The 15,937-nt window shown below is 41.8% G+C and carries 11 protein-coding genes; 2 read left to right on the top strand and 9 right to left on the bottom strand.

Annotation, left to right across the window (positions count from 1 at the left end):
• Window positions 1-82: 82 nt before the first annotated feature.
• Together BLR32_RS09040 and BLR32_RS09035 are read right to left on the bottom strand one after the other, a co-directional pair.
• A complete protein-coding gene (locus tag BLR32_RS09040) occupies window positions 83-541 on the bottom strand; it encodes a MauE/DoxX family redox-associated membrane protein (protein WP_089830815.1) in 459 nt (152 codons plus the stop codon).
• Window positions 542-558: 17 nt separating this feature from the next.
• Complete coding sequence (locus BLR32_RS09035) at window positions 559-1,905, bottom strand: protein kinase domain-containing protein (protein WP_089830813.1); 1,347 nt, start codon at window positions 1,903-1,905, stop codon at window positions 559-561.
• A 314-nt stretch (window positions 1,906-2,219) separates the two neighbouring features.
• Here BLR32_RS09035 and BLR32_RS09030 point away from each other — a divergent pair, with 314 nt between their 5' ends.
• Entirely contained in the window at window positions 2,220-2,855 is a 636-nt protein-coding gene (locus tag BLR32_RS09030) for a hypothetical protein (RefSeq protein WP_089830812.1), read from the top strand.
• Window positions 2,856-2,938: 83 nt separating this feature from the next.
• Here the strand turns inward: BLR32_RS09030 and BLR32_RS09025 are convergent, their stop codons facing one another.
• From BLR32_RS09025 to BLR32_RS08990, 7 genes are all read right to left on the bottom strand, one after another.
• Window positions 2,939-5,764: a lantibiotic dehydratase gene (locus BLR32_RS09025; protein ID WP_089830810.1), complete on the bottom strand. Its 2,826-nt coding sequence runs from the start codon at window positions 5,762-5,764 to the stop codon at window positions 2,939-2,941.
• A gap of 101 nt (window positions 5,765-5,865) precedes the next feature.
• The gene (locus tag BLR32_RS09020; RefSeq protein WP_089830808.1) at window positions 5,866-6,768 is read right to left on the bottom strand and encodes a hypothetical protein; all 903 of its coding nucleotides are present in this window, start codon (window positions 6,766-6,768) and stop codon (window positions 5,866-5,868) included.
• 205 nt (window positions 6,769-6,973) lie between these two features.
• Window positions 6,974-7,693 (bottom strand): hypothetical protein, encoded by a 720-nt coding sequence (locus BLR32_RS09015; RefSeq protein WP_089830806.1) that lies wholly within the window; start codon window positions 7,691-7,693, stop codon window positions 6,974-6,976.
• A gap of 20 nt (window positions 7,694-7,713) precedes the next feature.
• Window positions 7,714-8,436, bottom strand: coding sequence for a hypothetical protein (locus BLR32_RS09010; protein ID WP_089830804.1), 723 nt, complete (start codon window positions 8,434-8,436; stop codon window positions 7,714-7,716).
• A gap of 31 nt (window positions 8,437-8,467) precedes the next feature.
• Entirely contained in the window at window positions 8,468-9,196 is a 729-nt protein-coding gene (locus BLR32_RS09005) for a hypothetical protein (protein WP_143011408.1), read from the bottom strand.
• Between the two features lie 120 nt (window positions 9,197-9,316).
• Window positions 9,317-10,516: a hypothetical protein gene (locus BLR32_RS09000; RefSeq protein ID WP_089830800.1), complete on the bottom strand. Its 1,200-nt coding sequence runs from the start codon at window positions 10,514-10,516 to the stop codon at window positions 9,317-9,319.
• A 1,126-nt stretch (window positions 10,517-11,642) separates the two neighbouring features.
• Window positions 11,643-14,273, bottom strand: coding sequence for an alpha/beta hydrolase family protein (locus tag BLR32_RS08990; protein ID WP_089830795.1), 2,631 nt, complete (start codon window positions 14,271-14,273; stop codon window positions 11,643-11,645).
• A gap of 269 nt (window positions 14,274-14,542) precedes the next feature.
• Between BLR32_RS08990 and BLR32_RS08985 the strand changes: the two genes are divergently transcribed.
• Entirely contained in the window at window positions 14,543-15,937 is a 1,395-nt protein-coding gene (locus BLR32_RS08985) for a hypothetical protein (protein ID WP_143011407.1), read from the top strand.

Below are 15,937 nucleotides of genomic sequence, written 5' to 3'. Positions count from 1 at the left end.
TTTTTAAGGATTTAAAAATAGGGCGGCCTTTAAGGAAACAGGAGCCACCGTAAACCTGTATCCACGTGAATATTTTAAGGGGTTAGCCTACTGCGTTAATCAGGTCTTTAGTTTCCCGGGAAGACTTTCTATTGGACCACATTAGGATTAGCCCAGCCAATCCGATAAAAACAAAATATAGGTTAAACCATAAGTGTTCCTGCCAGTCCATTTTTCGGATTATACCACCGCAAGCACAAGGAACAGACCCATAATAGTTGCTTAGCACCAGTTTGATATAAATAGTAAAGCTTACCATCAATACCAGCGACAATAGAAAGCCGTAAACCCGTGTCGCGCTGAACATGAGCAAGCCAGCAGCTGCCAGTTCAATGGTCGGTAGTCCCCATACCAGCAGCGGCGTCCAGCGGTCATCAAAAGGTTGGAGGTTAATAGACTTTACAAATTTTTCGTAGTCCAGCAGTTTGCTAATGGCAGCATAGACAAAAAGTGCTACATAACAATAGGCAATCAGGTCCACGAGCGTTTCTTTCCATTTCATAAAAAAGCTGTTAAAAGTTAACAATAAGTATGGTAATGGGCTATTTCATCCTCCACCAATGCAGACAGTAGCTGAAGCGAAATTCTTTCTGCAACGGAAGGCGCCAAAGCTTGGATCATTATCTCAGCTAGACTTTGACTCCCTGTAACCTGATGCAATATTTCAGTTGTCTTGCCACCATCTTCCACTATCGTTTCAATCGGATGCCTACCTGTTATTATAAAAACTAGCACCGCCGCTAAGGAATATACATCGTCTTTATCATCAGGAATTTCATACCTACGCTGCTGCGGCGAAACATAGCCTGCAATCCCTTGGCCGAAGGGTGGCCCCTTCTGTTTTAGTCTTTGGGTATAGGCCAGCTCCAGGTCTATGAGCAATACCTTATTGTTAGGTGCGATAAGGATGTTGTCAACGTTAAGGTCCCGGTGTAGAAACCCGGCAGCATGTAGTTGGCCGACCGTTTTTAGTGTTTCAAGAAATAGACAGAGTAATTTCAATCTTTGACTTTTTGGCAGATCCTTCCAGCAAGTTTCACCTTTCAGCTCAGCAACTTTCATTCGCATACTGCTTCCTTCCAGATAACTCAGTACCAGGTAAGCACATTCTTTTTTGTATATGAGATCCAGCACCTGGCTGGATATTTTCAAAGGTGCAAGTTCTTTAAGCACACGGTATTGCCAATCCAATCGATCAAACATATCCCTGCCATAATGGTCATCAAAGGTATGCCGTCGCCCTTGCTTAATCAGGCATGGAGAAAAACAGAGATTCCGAATGTTAATCCCCCAGTAAGTATCTCCCTTAGGCAGGCGCCGCATAAGTTTAACTGGCACATAATAACCGCCCAGCAAACGTGGACACTTTTCTTTTTCAGCAATTTTTGGAATATCAGCAGACTTTCTATCACCTGTAACGCCCTTGAAGAACTGCTCACTTACATAACTCAAGTGTCCCACCCTTAGCATTCCGGGCACCTCTGGCCCATTAATACCCGTAACGACTCGCTCTAAATCTTTCAAAATAGCAACAGCTTGAGCATAACTGTAACAGTAAACGGTAACAAACTTGCCAACACTTTCAAGACCTCTTGCATAGCCGTTAAAAACGCTGAGCATTTGGTTATTTCGCAATACATCAAAACTTATTTTATAGCGGCATAGAACCGGCAAAACCCTATCTAGTAATAAACCAGCAGACAAAATTCGGGTTGATAGATAAATCGTATAGACGCCAACCCCACCAGTACCTACGCTGTAAAAGCTGTCTTTAATTTGGTAATTGCAACCGTGATACTTCAGAATGTTACTATAATCGATCTGTGGAATCCCTCGGTTAACAGTTTTATAATCTGGGTCAACCATAAAAAAAAATTTGAGATGAGTGATAAGCGTAGAACTATTTATACCCAACTGCCTTTTACTTCCTTTCGTTGACTCAAAACTAAATCAAGGAATTATTCTAAAGTGGACAAATTCCAGAATCCGCTCATTTTTAGTGATAATGTGTAATCTGTACTTTCTTAGTGGACTGAAAATGGCCAAATCAATCCCTAAAGACTGGGCATGCACTACATTGCCTTAGGTAAGTTTACCTAAATAGCCCATTGTTTCGTTCTGATTTCTGTTGTCATAGTTTTTATGATTATATTCAGTATTAAACTAAATCACAGTCCATCATGAATCCAAAAATCTCAGTATTCTTATGCACTGCCCTCGTTCTGCAGGTAGCTTGCGCAAATCTGTCAAAAAAACATCAACATCAAGAAAGCGCTAAAGCTGTTGACTCCTTAGCAATCGCTGACGCTCCCAGCACAGAAACCAGTATGTGGCCGGACAGCATTGCTTCCTTCTTATCCAATGGCGCAAATGCCAGCATAAGCAAATTGAGTCTGATGAAGCCTGGAGATACGGCTTATGTTGACTATGCTCCATGTTTGCTGCAAGATGGACGACCTGCTACATTCTGTATAAAGGCACCAGAAGACATATGGATAAAAACAAAGGATCCCCAATTCTCATGGAATGTTCAAGGCGAACAAGGCTGGGCCCATGCTGATAATCTAACTTATCAAACTGCAACGCAAGGCGTATGGGAAACGGATTGCCATGCTGAAAGACAAAGAAATGGGAGTCGAGAATATTATAACATGTGGCTGGAGAATGGCACTCCGGGAAATGCCCACCACAGAGGTGGCACGCCAAAATTTAAGGATAAGGATGGAAACGTCTGGATGCTAGGAGAAAGAGTTGTTTATACGATCGGGTCGGGCAAACATCTATCTACAATGATTTTAATAAAAACCTCACTGTAAAAAGTTAAACCGCTATTGGAACGAACCTCCTGGGTCCTAGAGATGGATTGGAGTTTTGAGCCTATAATTTTTAAGGGAATCATCTACCCAGTTTTTCTCTGCAAAAGGAGGTTCTTTTTATTACCTGAATCTTCAGCGTGCTTCTCAAAAGCCTTTTGCCGTAACAACATTTTCTGGCAAAAATAATAGACCATCATTTCATGGCTGCGTTGATGACTAGGAAACATCCTGTTTGCATGCATATGGATCAGGTCAGCCATTAACTTTACTTTCCTATCATCCGGGCAATTACTTTGCAATTCCTTTGCAGAAGATTTGCAGGTTTCAAACGAAGCTGACAGCGTATCATCATCAATAGGCAAGGGGCTTTTCAGCATACGCTGAAAATGTCTATTTAAGGCCTTAAATCCGTCACCGGTAGTCTGGTATTCTTCAGAGAAAGCCTGGCAAACCTTGTCAACATACATCATACCCTCGCCAGTTAAATCTCCCAGCGCATCTAGGATCGCCATTAGCATATCGGTGCAAAGCCTGTATTTCTCTTCTTCAGTGGCCCCGCTGGCCAGCACTTCCAATACATATAAACTGTCTAAGCAAAAGTGTTTTTCTATTGATGCCATCAAGTCTTCGCCATACCTTTCGGCCTCCCTTTTATAGCTGCATACCTTTACATCCGAAACTATACCGCTTATCATCTCGCTGCGTAAAACAGCATTCAACTGCTGAATCATATGCAAATGATCTGATGGCTTTTTAAGCCGAAGCCTTAACCGTAAATGTGTTCCATTTTCGTCGTAGCGTACAAAGAACCAGGACTCAATCTTCTCTCTTTCTTCCTTCAAAAGAAAGCGAATAGGGCCATCAAGCAGAGGGTCAATCCTTAAGGGATGCGTGTAAATTTCAAAATACAGCCATTCGTCGCAGGGTAGGAAAATCTTCTTAAAACCCTCGGTATGGGCTGGCATATAGTCTCTCAATTCTATCGGATCATATTGTTTCTGCTCATTAACTAGGCTTAGCACAAACTGATGTGCATAGCCATTGCCCTGCTTATCTCGCACCAGCGGGCAATTAGCAATAAACCCTTCTTCCAATATAAAAGAGTCAAACTTGCTCATTACATGCAGCAGCTCATTCAAATCTGCCTGGTTGTCTAAATCAAACACCATGGTACGGTCTTCTGTACGAGTAACAGCATATTTTTCAAGGCCCATGCTTTTCAGATAATCAGCCAGGATATGAATGTCTATTGTTCCAGCTGCCTGGCGTTGCAACGCAGCGGTAGAGATACGCCATTGCGCGGGCGATAAAACGATGTTTTTGTACTGCAGCCTGGGATAAAAATTTTCATCGGGAAAATAGTCAGTTAGTTTAAGGCTAAAGTTGGTCTTTAAGCCATCATGCTGCAGGTCGTTTAAAAAGCGATACACTGCCAGGTTCGAGCGCTTGTAATTATATCCGGAACTCAATCGGGGTACAATACGTTTACCCCTATTGCGGTCATATAAAATAACCTGGTCTCCAATAACAGAAACATCTATATCCGCCAAATAAAGCGCGCCATGAGAATCATCGTAATTCAACAACGATAGTTGGTACGGGTAGATCTGTTTTCTACGGTTTACATTGTCTACCGAAACTTCATCCGTATAGCCAATGTCAAAAAATAAAACACCAGGATTAGCAGCTAGTTCCTCAGCCGCAATAGCAGTACACATCTGCTCTATATCTTTACCAATCAGCGAAAACCGCCCCAAGAGGCGGTTAGCTGTCGGTCCTCCAATTTGTTCTATGATCAGCAAATCATCTACCACAGCGCCAAGCACACCTAATGACCCTGGTATAACCTTATTTACTTTCCCGGGCTGCATATTCAAATGCTCCAGCTGTATTACCTTACAGCCGGAGTCGATCAAAGATTTAAACAGCAGATCTACCATTACCCTTTTGTCATTTACGCCTTCAATGCGGGGCGGCGCTGCAATAGGAGCTTCCAAACCAAGGGCCAGGTCAAGATTGGCATAGCCAACGCCCAGTTCCGGGTCGAGCGCTACCATTAGTGGTACTACGCGTTGCTCAAACTTCCTGCTGAAGGCTGCTTTAAACCGTTCAAGATCATCAAAAGCAGGATCGGGTACAAAATGATGCATTAGGCTGATCAGCTCAGGTAGATCCTGAAAGGTTTTGCTGGTCAACTTTGCTTCCAAAACCTTACGCTCTGCAAGTATATATAAAGGATCATCAGTAGTGGCCACATAGCCCAGGCGCTCAAAATAGTCCTGCCCAATAATGTTAGGTGCATTTGAAGTAAGCAGCAGCTGCAGATCTACCATCTCCTGTATAACAGCAATGCTGCATCCTTCAATAGTAGCAAGTAATACCGAGGCTGCCACCGGTACCTTACAGCTATCTAAAACCTGAAGAAACAATTCAAGCCCGTCGGTTTCGGCCAAAATAAAACTGTCTTCCTCTCTCGCCACAAAACGAATCTGATTGCCTACGCTGTAACAGCTGGAATTGTTGCAAACAAGCGTATCGGCAGTAACTACTGTTATTTGTAAAGCCAGTTTATCTGTCAATGTCCAGCAGGGAAACTTGTGGAGTATCTTGGAATCTTTAACTACAATCTCATTATCCTCGGTACTGGTGTCCATCTCCACCACGCCACATCCGGCAAAACTCCCATAGGGTGTGGCCCTATACTGCGAACGGTTAAAATACTTCCATATCGTATGGTACACTGCCCTTGGCAGCTTGTCCAGTTCTTCTGCAGTAACGTCTTTAATTTGCTTGTAAAAATCTGTCGAAGAGATAGCGATCGAGGCTTTCAGCTTTTCCCATTCAGTATATAATGAAGCGTTTAATTTCAGTTGGGGTACCCTGAGCAGTACTTTGGGATAAATTTTCATATACGCCTGTAAAAAATGTACTATAAATATATTCTAAATAACGGCTACATGAAATGCAGTTACACAACCTGTTTAAATAAAATGATAAACTACACAAAAAACTACAAAGTCCAGCCTGTAGGTCTTTGGGGCAATTGCAGTAGTGCCTTTTTAAACTCGTCACCTACCAGGTACCAAATTTCCGTTGTACCTAAATCAATCTTAAAAATAAACTCATTGCCTATCAGCAAAAATTTTTTGATGTGGTGCATTCCGGCATAAAAAAATACCGAGGCCATATCTGTAATGGGGAAATCTTTCAAACTTTTAAAGTCGTGCCAATGGTGCAGGGTTATTGAATCTGCAACATGGCCTGCCGCATAATCTACGCACGATTTGGTAGGCATATCGTGTACCTTAGTTGTTCCAATTAGTGAATCAGCAGCGTCAAACGTAAAAATATAGTCGTTGCCAAAGATGCAGGTGTTCAGATCAAGTGATCGCTGATATACAATAACCTGCCCGCCTTCTGCCAGCGGCAGAGGAATGAACTGCAGGCAGGTTGCCGGTAAAAGGGTATAGCTGCTATCGCGGCTTATGGCACTCAGGGTTGTCAATATACGCTTACATATACTAGCTTCCTGGCTTGTTGCCTCGCGGTCCATATAGGTAATTATGGCGTCCATATTTACTTCGTCAAAAGTAACATCGGCAACTGCACATATTTTGGGCAGCGTTTTCTGGTACCAGAACAACACTTTATAACCACTCGAATCATGAATGGCATGGCTGTAAATATTGCCCTTTTCAGCTACTTTGGCTCTGTCAAGCTTCACATTCGCAAAACCTGATACCTGTTCAAGCAAATTCAATTCATATGCCCACTGTATATTGTATAAAAAGCCTTCTTCCAATTTTTTAAAGTATGCAGCATTTTTCGCCAATTCTGTAGAATCTACAAGCGCCTGCCCACTGGCCGATAAAACTGTAACACAAAAGCCCAGTATAGTCAAAAATATTTTCATGATGGTATTAGTCAATAATTTTAGTAAACGATACTGCTATCGCTTATCACTTTGCAGGCTATCAAGGGAATGTAAACTCGTATCGTTTCTGTAAATTGATTCCCGCTTTCTATCCATTTTTGGATCAGAATCAACATACCTTTGCTTACATCCCATGCCAACCATAAGTGTAACCAGGGTCGCCCAAAGCCAGCTCCTTATCATTTTAATCTTTTTTAGTAATTATTACGCTGTTATATTGCGGATAGTAATTGAACTTAAATTTCCCCTTCCTTTCCAAACGTTCAATCACAGTAACCAAAGGCTCTCTGATGTCTATGTGCACATCCTCAAAAATTGCGGTTTTAAATTCCGGCTCGGTGCCATACGATGCGTAAGTAGCGTAAAATTGATACAATAGTTTTACCAGATCATCTACTCTCATACTACTAGAGCTGTAGCATTTGTCTAACCATTTTACCTCTTGTGCAGGCAGCCAATCAATATCGCTATCAAGCACAGTTGGCCCAAACCAATAGCCTCCACTGGTAATGCTGGTATCGGTCAAATTGTTTTTAATTTTTACCACTCCATTCAATATCGTAAGCTTGCCCCGGCCAGATGCTATGTCATAAGCATCAATATTTATCTCTGCCTCACTCGTTTGCAGTGCTACGCCACTTGCCACAAAAGTTACCGGCGCTCTTCGCCCCGCCAGCCCCTCTATTTTTATAAAAGAACCGCCCTTCAGATAAAATCGCTGGTCATTAATGTTATAGCTCAATTCACTATGCTTATTTACCATTACTCTAAATTCGCTATCAAAAGAAAATATTTTTTCGCTACCATAAGTTTGCTGGCTTAGGTAAGCGTTTGGGGCTTTCTGGCAAGCAGAAGATATAACTGCCATTGCCAGCACAAGAAACCACAAGAATTGTCTTTTCATTTGTAAATATTTCAATGTTATTATTTGTGCCTTATCGTGATAGAATCTGCACTAAAAACAGTAAACAGATAATCATTATTTTCCTCTAATGCCTTTAGCTGTGGGGCCAAAGGCAGGTCGCGTTGTATACGTACGTTATACAACATGGAGTCTGCATTTTGCGATAAAACACCAGCCTTAACATCAAACCAGCGGTTTAGCATTGCTTTAAACTCATAAATCGGTACCTGTTCAACCTTATATAACTGGTTTACCCAATAGGTCAGCTCTTTGGGCTGCCAGTTTATAGCTGTGCTTACAGAGTCGTTAAATATCGCTACGGCACCATCGGCTATAGTTGTATCAACACCTGCGTTTTGTACCCTTACTTTTCCTTTAAATACCGCTAACCTCACCTCGGCAGGCTTGCCCAGGTTCCAACCGTAAGCACCATAGGCATTCACATAAAACTCCCCATCCGCGCAGGTTAGTTTAATGCCATCAATAGCTAACTGCAGCGTTACCCCTTCGGCACTTTCCTGCGCTATCATAAAAGCCCCCTCGCCATTAAATGCCATTGCATCGGTAGATGGCGACTTATATCTCATACAACTGTAGGTATTCAGGGTAGCGTTTACACCCATACCCAGGTGGCAAGTTTTGATATATGGGCCAGAACATTCCAATGTTTCACCCTCTAAAATCTTTAGGCAACTGGTAAATGCTACGCAGATCAGCAGCATAATAAATTTCATCCGTTTCATAAATCAGAGTTATTCTGGTGTATAATTGTTATTATTTTGGGCGAATATTGAGCACCCTGTTATAGCTATCAAGTGTAAAGTTGAAACTGCCAGCAGCCGCAAAGGCAGGCAATTGCGCTGCTAGGCTCTTGCGGATGTCTATGTCAACATTATACAACACACTACCGGAAAATCGCTCATCGTAAACAACCCTTATACTGTATATCCCTTCTATTGATCGGCACAGTTCTCCAAGGGTTATTTCATCATCATACAAAAGCCCGTCGGCAGAAACCATAAAAAACTGCCTGCCCCCGGGCAATACCTTTCCTGCCTTGGTGAGGTACCATACACCTTTACCCAGTGTGGTATCTACATTTTTGCCCTTAATCTTTAAAAAGCCATCTTCTATATTGAACACGGCATAATTGGGCTTACCAGTTTGTGCCGGTACAGCCCAGCCATAAAAATCAATAGCCATGGCTACATTACGGGTACTTAGCGCTGCACCTGGCAGCTCTATTTTTACCAGGCGGCCAGCACTTTCTATACTATCTACTTTCAGGTACAAGCCACCGTTTAAGGTGATGGCAAAACGGCTGTAGTCAAAATCGAAAGTGGTGTACTGGTCAAGCGCACCGCGTATACCCTGCGGCAAATGCCATAGCACGTAATAGCTCGCGTCAGTTCTGATGTGTTTTAGTGTATCCTTTGGCTTTTGGCAAGAGAACATGCTATAGGCTATCCCTAAGCCAATTAATGCTGCAATTATCCGCTTCATTATCATTTGTTGTTTTGGTGTACGATGAAAGAAAATTTGGGGGACGGAGAATTCACGTCCCCCCCGGCAAGCCAATGGCTTCCTCAAACCACTGTGCCTGCCAGCCTGCTGATCTTTGTATTATATGATCTTAAAATCTTTACCCGAAAGCCTGATTATTGTTGCTAATTTTCCTGTTGCCAGCAGCGTAGCTGCAAAGAGGGCCAATACCGCCAGCATAAGCATATAACATGGAACTTCTACTTCTGGCTGTTTAGGCCCTATTGCCACAATAGCGCATAAGAATGCAGCAAAAACCACAGCTATGAACAATATAGCTGGCATGTTAAATACATAGTTGTCCATAGCCAATAGGCAACATATTACCAGGTACAGCCGCATGTAAAAAATGAAATTTAAGCCCACCAGCATTTTGTTGATGCATAGCAAAATGCCTAGCAGCAGGTATAACAGCATTAAGTTATGGGGCATGCTAAATGCTACTATGTAGATAAGAGCACCAAGTGCCAGGCCCCAACCCATTACCAACCTATTTAGTAAATGAAACTTTTTAGAAAAAGGGTTTAACCAGCTGCGGGCAATGATGTAACCGGAAAAAACATTTTCAAATACAAACAGATACCAATGCCTGGCAGAACCAATGTGGCATAGTAACTGACCCATAAGCAATGTGCCTATAAGTGGCAGCAAAATTTTATTGCGTTGGTATGCTTTACCCACCACCGAAGCATGAGGTAATATTTGTATAGTAGTATAAAGCAATAGCGGATATGCAGCCAGCATATAACTGGCAAATTCAGCTGCCGTATTCCAATGTCCTCTAATTACGGGCGGTTTATGGCTAGAAAGCCTTCCTGCCAAAAGTTGGTAATAGCCCTGGCTTATCTGTATAAAAAGTATGGCAGTTAAAAGCCAAAAGAAGTGTCCCAGCAAGTACTTGGGCAGGTAATACACCAAAATACAAACTGCCATAAGCGTACATAAACAGTTGATGATGGCTTCATTGCCAATGGTACCCCAGCAAAATGCCCATGCCAGGCAACCCACTACTACAGCAGCCAGCAGTATGTTGTGCCCAAGCTGTAGCTTAATCGGCTGCTTTAACAGCCTCACAAGGGTTAATACTGTTAGTATTGCCAAACCAAACGGCAACATTACATATGGTAAGAAGGCAGCCTTGTTATTGGCCCCAACTACCGGATATATCCAAATACAATAGCTATAGTAAATACAGCAAAATGCGAACGCAAGGTAATCTGCTGCTTTAAGGCATAAAGCTGCCTTATCTGCCTTGGGTTGCAGAGTCGTCTCATATTTCATGACAATAAGACTACAGCACAGCGTATAGCGGTGTGCATATTTTTTGGAAATGGGGAATAATACTACGGCCAGCAGGAAACCGCGTACAGGATCATTTCATTACATTAGTAAAACGGAGATTGTAAAGGGCACGTAGGCCGTTGGCCCTTAATTGGGAGGGGTAATCTGTATCATCTGTTTAGTTATTTTTAAAGGTCAAACATAAATTCCTTCCGATTGCCATCGAATTGAATGCAATATTAGCCCCCCTATAAACACTAAAGCGTTAATAGTGTGTTAACAAATCATAATTTTAATCGATTACGTAAACCGTAGATACAGAAAATCAATTAGATATGTTCCTTCATCCAGGCAGGCATAGGAGCACCTTTCAGGTAATAATATCTTCTATAGTTTAACCACCACACGGGTGTTTGGAGGGGCGAGTACAATAAAGAAAGATTGAGTCTGTTCAATGTTAACATTCCAATCACCATCATTGTGCATAGTCTAGGTCGCTTTTCTGCTGTTTTGTCTGTAAAATAGGTGGGTCTCGAAGTTCGGTAACAGGATCATCCCCACGGTTGATCCCATCATTAAATAAAAGCATTACGCAATCAACTGCAATCAAATTACAGTTGGTTTTGGAGATCTAATGAATAGAAATAGGCGTGGGCGCTAATAAAATTCCCTATCTATAATGTAAACTGCGGTCCCCGGAGAAGTACAGCCTTCTAACTTTGTAGCCAATCTACCGGAATATTTGCCATCCAATACCTTTAAATCAAATCATGCGATTAGCTTGGGAGGCATTTAAAACCTACAGGTTGGAGAAGAAAATTTCAAAACACCAAAAAGTATATTTATGAGAAATGCTAGACTATTTCTGGCTGCTATTGCAGCATTCGGAATTATTGGAGGTATATATGCCTTTAAAACAACGGCAAGCGATTTCGTTTGGGTGGCTACTACTACTGCACCTACCACCTTTTGCCCAAGTCAACAATTTGGAATAACAACCGCGTTGCCCGGATCACCTGGCGCGTTTACCATTAGGGGTGCTACGAATCCCTCAAATCCCTGTGGAACTATTTTGGTTAAAGCTGGTCTTTGATAAAAAATAGGCTGGGATACCCAGCCTATTTTTTTAAATATGCTCCTTCATCCAATCAGGCATTGGCTGGTCCTTTAAGTAATGATCCAAAAATTGCCATACCCTCGTATTATAATCCAGTTGATTTTTCTCACCACCAACCCCATGTCCATAACCTTTATAATTAAGCCACCAACAAGGCTTAAGTAAACTTCGCAAAACAATGAAAAATGCCTGTGTTTGCTCATAACTGACGTTCTCGTCACCGTCATTGTGCATAAATAACACAGGCGTACCTAGTTTCTTCGCATTCAATAACGGCGAGTTTCGGAAGTAGGATTCTGGATCATCCACAACTGGCTTTTCCATCATTAAATAGGAATACTGTGTGAACCATTGCTGGCTTTGCCCTGGTATCCAGATAGCTGTAGCCAGTCTTACCATATCGCTGATACCACTACCAGATATCGCTGCCGCAAACCGATTCGAATGCGTAATGATATAGTTTGTCTCAAAGCCACCGAAACTATGGCCAACAAGCGCCAATTTTTTTTCATCGACATACTCAAACTTAGTGACATAATCTGCGGCCGCTAAAACAGATCGTAATGCACCTTCACCTGGTGCTCTTACTATTCCCCTAATGTCTGGCAGGAAAACAAGATACCCGTTGCTAACTAATAGCGATATATTAAAATTCGTACCTGCTAGACCAGGCTTGATGAAGGCGTTAAGGCCATTGCTTTTTGTTTCATAAATATTAAAGATGACCGGGTACTTTTTATTTGGATCAAAGTTTTCCGGCTTGTAAAGAATTCCTTGATAGTGACCGCCCAGGCTGTCCTTGTATTCGCACAGTTGTGCAGTGAGCCAATTGTATGCGTTTTCTGGACGCATATCAGAAATCGGCGTAAAATTTCGCAGATCTTTGCTGAAATAATAATTTGGAGACTTGTCTGCCTGCTCCCATCGTAATAAATAGCCCGCACTATTTTTGGCTACTATAAAGTTTTCATCATCCAATTGGTAATAGATATCGTCAATGTGGCCCGAGAAATACGCACCCATATTTAGTTTCCTAATATCCTGATTTCCATGAAGAACATCAGCTTCATAAAAGCCATAATTCTTATTCTTCGTATTGAAAGCACTCAATAAAACCTTGCCATTGTTGCTGCCAACAATACTACCCAAAGGCTGTCCGGCAAGATAGAATACAGTTTTTTTTGTTTCGCCAATGCCCTGTGTTATATTCACAGGCTTATCGAAATTTAAAGGATCTACTTTGTAAATATCGTAGCTCGTATTGATTAAAACTGATTCATCGTTTTTAACCCAACCAGTTATTCCGACGACTGAAACATCCGGTCTGGGGTAGTGCTGGTTGAAATATTTCAGAAAACTGGCATGAATGGATTCAGTAATATTTTCTTTCACATTAGTGGCAATGTTAAAGCATATATAATTACCTAGGCTTCTGTCAAAATACAATATGTATTTTCCGCTGGGCGATATGACCGGCGCAAGAGTTTCCTTTCTATTGATCTCTAGCGGAATCTGCTTGCCGGTTTTTGTGTTGCAAAGGTAAAATGAGGATGTGGCATTTTTATTCCAGTCTTCAGTGTTAAGACCGTAGGAAGAAATTACCAAAAAGATGCTGTCTGTATTGTACTGCAATGAGTTTGCAAAAACCCTTTGATCACCTTTAATCAGCTGAAGGACCTTGCCTGTCCGTATGTCCGCTGTGGACAAATAGCTTCTAACTTGTAGCATTGCTTTTCCAACCATCCCATTATAATAACTTCTCAAGAAGGCATCTTCGTAACTCCAGATTTCTAATTCTGGAGGCATGTCTTTATTTTTACTTTCGCTCTGCTTATCCAGTGAGAAGAAAATTCTGTCACCATCTTTGCTAAAGGACCAGTATTGTCCCTTTTCAATAGCTAGATCAGCTGCTATTCCTTCAGTTTGTTTATGAATAAAAAGCACAGCGCTATCTGCATGGCTATTATAATAAAAGATGTTATTTCCAGCAGTATCACTTGCTATAAATGCAGCCTGATTCTCTTCACCATCAAAGATTACGCTGTTTGTTGTTTCGCCTTTATAGATGATCTTTCCTTTGCCGGTAGCCATATCGATCCAGCTGCATATAACGCTTCTTGAGGAGGTATTATCTGGTTGTTCAATAAATAATTTTTTGCCGCTAGGACCGAATTTGTAATAATTGATAGAAGAAAAAGTAAAAAGCCGGTTTCCAAATTCATCTATTATTTTTAATGTTCTTTGTTTTTCTGTTATTACTAATCGTTCTTGCCCAGTAATGGAAACCAACTCATAGTTGCTCACTCCAGGTATTTTTTTTTGAGTTTTATTTCTAGTGTCGTAGATCAGTAGCGTGTCCACCTCAAGGATTCCATATAGATATCTGCTATTAAATCCAAATCTTGGATTATTAAAATTGATACAAGAAAATAGCTCCTTGCCATCTGTGGTTTTAAGAACGAAAGTACTTTTGCCGACCGGAAAGTTTTTGATGGTATAAAATGCAAATTGTCCGTTGCCGCTTAAGCCTCCACCTGTTACTTCAGGCCATCTTTTGTACGAATCAAGAGTTAGCGCAGGTTTCTGGCCGTAACATAACCCCGACCATATTAATAAAAATAAAAATAGCTTTCCTTTCATGTGTAATTTCTACAAGTAATATACTTTCTTAGGCCGCAATTGTACAGCACTAGTTTGTACACGAACAAATTGCTTAAAAGTGGTACTCTCTTACTATTTTTTTCCGTTAACCAATTATTAACGCTTTTCTTAAAAACGTATCTTATCTTCATAACTCAGCTGGTACTTCCTCTGCCAGCCAGTATATTCCTAACCAAAAAACATAGTAAATACCCCTGCCTGCAACCCCAAAATAACATCTAGATACATCCACCATAAACTCTAAACAGATGAAGCAATTTCACTTCATTTGGCTCTTGTGTATGGCCTTTACCCCGGGCGCATATGCACAGCACAGCCATGATAGTTTGGCTAGGCACCAAACCAACAGTTATCTAAAAGCAACAGCAAAAAAAGCTGCATTGGGCAGTAAAAAGCTGATGCGAGAGAACACCAAAGCTTTAGATGCCTATATCCTAAAGCTAGAGCGCATGCAAAAGAAAGTTGCCTTGTTTGATAAGCAAACTGCCAACCAGGTATTTCCGGCCCTAATAGCCAAAGCAACAGCTTGGCGTGGCCAGCTGCAAAACGTAGCCCAGGTACCCACCACATACTTTGGCTACCTGGATACACTGCAAGGCGCTGTTAAATACATTGGCCAGCTGGCCACTGCAGATCAAAACTTGTATCAGCAATCAAAACAAACGGTAGCAGCGCTTCAAAACAGCCTATCTGTTACCGAACAAACAAGCAACCTAATTAGCCAAGGTAAACAGGAAATTATGGCGGTTTTAACGCCGCTAGGTAAGTTCTCTGCAGAATTGGGCGGTTTAGAAAAGGAGGTATTCTACTATCGGCAGCAAATAGAAGACTATAAGGCTATATTAACCGATCCTAAAAGGCGCGAAGAGAAGCTGCTTGCTCTTTTAAAGGCCAGGCCAGAGTTTCAAAACTTTATGGCCCGCAACAGCCTTTTTGCAAGCCTTTTTAACCTGCCTGAAAACTACAATACAAGCCGATCTCTTGAAGATTTGCAAACCCGCGCACAGGTAGAAAGCACATTGCAACGGCGCATAGGTACTGATGCCGCAGGCAGGCAACTGGCCAGCGAGCAGTTGGATGCAGGGCGCTCACAATTTGATAATTTCAAATCTAAATATGCATCAAACGGTAATGTTGATGAGATGCCATCCTTTAAGCCAAACCCACTCAAAACAAAGCGTTTTTGGAACCGCTTAGAGCCGGGTGGTAACATCCAGTTTCAAAGGGCCAATTACTACTTCCCAGCAGTAGCCGATATAGTAGCGCAAGTAGCCTATAAGTTTCACAAAAACGGTACAGCAGGTATAGGCTTAGCTTATAAGCTGGGTATAGGCAATGGATGGGATCATATTGCTTTTAGCCATCAGGGTTTGGGCCTCCGCAGTTTTCTAGATTGGAGGCTGCGGCGCAGCATTTACATTAACGGTGGCTTAGAAGCCAATAAACCTACAGGCTTTCATCGTATACGCGAACTAAAGAACTGGAATGGCTACCAAATGAGTGCCCTGATTGGCTTATGCCATAAAGTTAAAGTAGCTGCTAAAAGATCGGCTACCACTACTGTACTGTACGATTTCCTTGCCGCCAGGCAAATTCCTGGCTCACAGCCCTTTAAAATAAGATTTGGTTACACTTTCAAATAA

This window comes from Chitinophaga filiformis, assembly GCF_900102545.1.
GTDB classification, from domain to species: Bacteria; Bacteroidota; Bacteroidia; order Chitinophagales; family Chitinophagaceae; genus Chitinophaga; species Chitinophaga filiformis.
Note: the sequence above shows the minus strand (reverse complement) of the source record. Positions and strands in the feature narration are given on the sequence as shown.

What these genes read in the sequence shown, in the direction of transcription:
- BLR32_RS09040 (WP_089830815.1), bottom strand. Translation starts at nt 541, where the DNA reads ATGAAATGGAAAGAAACGCTCGTGGACCTGATTGCCTATTGTTATGTA.
- BLR32_RS09035 (WP_089830813.1), bottom strand. Translation starts at nt 1,905, where the DNA reads ATGGTTGACCCAGATTATAAAACTGTTAACCGAGGGATTCCACAGATC.
- BLR32_RS09030 (WP_089830812.1), top strand. Translation starts at nt 2,220, where the DNA reads ATGAATCCAAAAATCTCAGTATTCTTATGCACTGCCCTCGTTCTGCAG.
- BLR32_RS09025 (WP_089830810.1), bottom strand. Translation starts at nt 5,764, where the DNA reads ATGAAAATTTATCCCAAAGTACTGCTCAGGGTACCCCAACTGAAATTA.
- BLR32_RS09020 (WP_089830808.1), bottom strand. Translation starts at nt 6,768, where the DNA reads ATGAAAATATTTTTGACTATACTGGGCTTTTGTGTTACAGTTTTATCG.
- BLR32_RS09015 (WP_089830806.1), bottom strand. Translation starts at nt 7,693, where the DNA reads ATGAAAAGACAATTCTTGTGGTTTCTTGTGCTGGCAATGGCAGTTATA.
- BLR32_RS09010 (WP_089830804.1), bottom strand. Translation starts at nt 8,436, where the DNA reads ATGAAACGGATGAAATTTATTATGCTGCTGATCTGCGTAGCATTTACC.
- BLR32_RS09005 (WP_143011408.1), bottom strand. Translation starts at nt 9,196, where the DNA reads ATGAAGCGGATAATTGCAGCATTAATTGGCTTAGGGATAGCCTATAGC.
- BLR32_RS09000 (WP_089830800.1), bottom strand. Translation starts at nt 10,516, where the DNA reads ATGAAATATGAGACGACTCTGCAACCCAAGGCAGATAAGGCAGCTTTA.
- BLR32_RS08990 (WP_089830795.1), bottom strand. Translation starts at nt 14,273, where the DNA reads ATGAAAGGAAAGCTATTTTTATTTTTATTAATATGGTCGGGGTTATGT.
- BLR32_RS08985 (WP_143011407.1), top strand. Translation starts at nt 14,543, where the DNA reads ATGAAGCAATTTCACTTCATTTGGCTCTTGTGTATGGCCTTTACCCCG.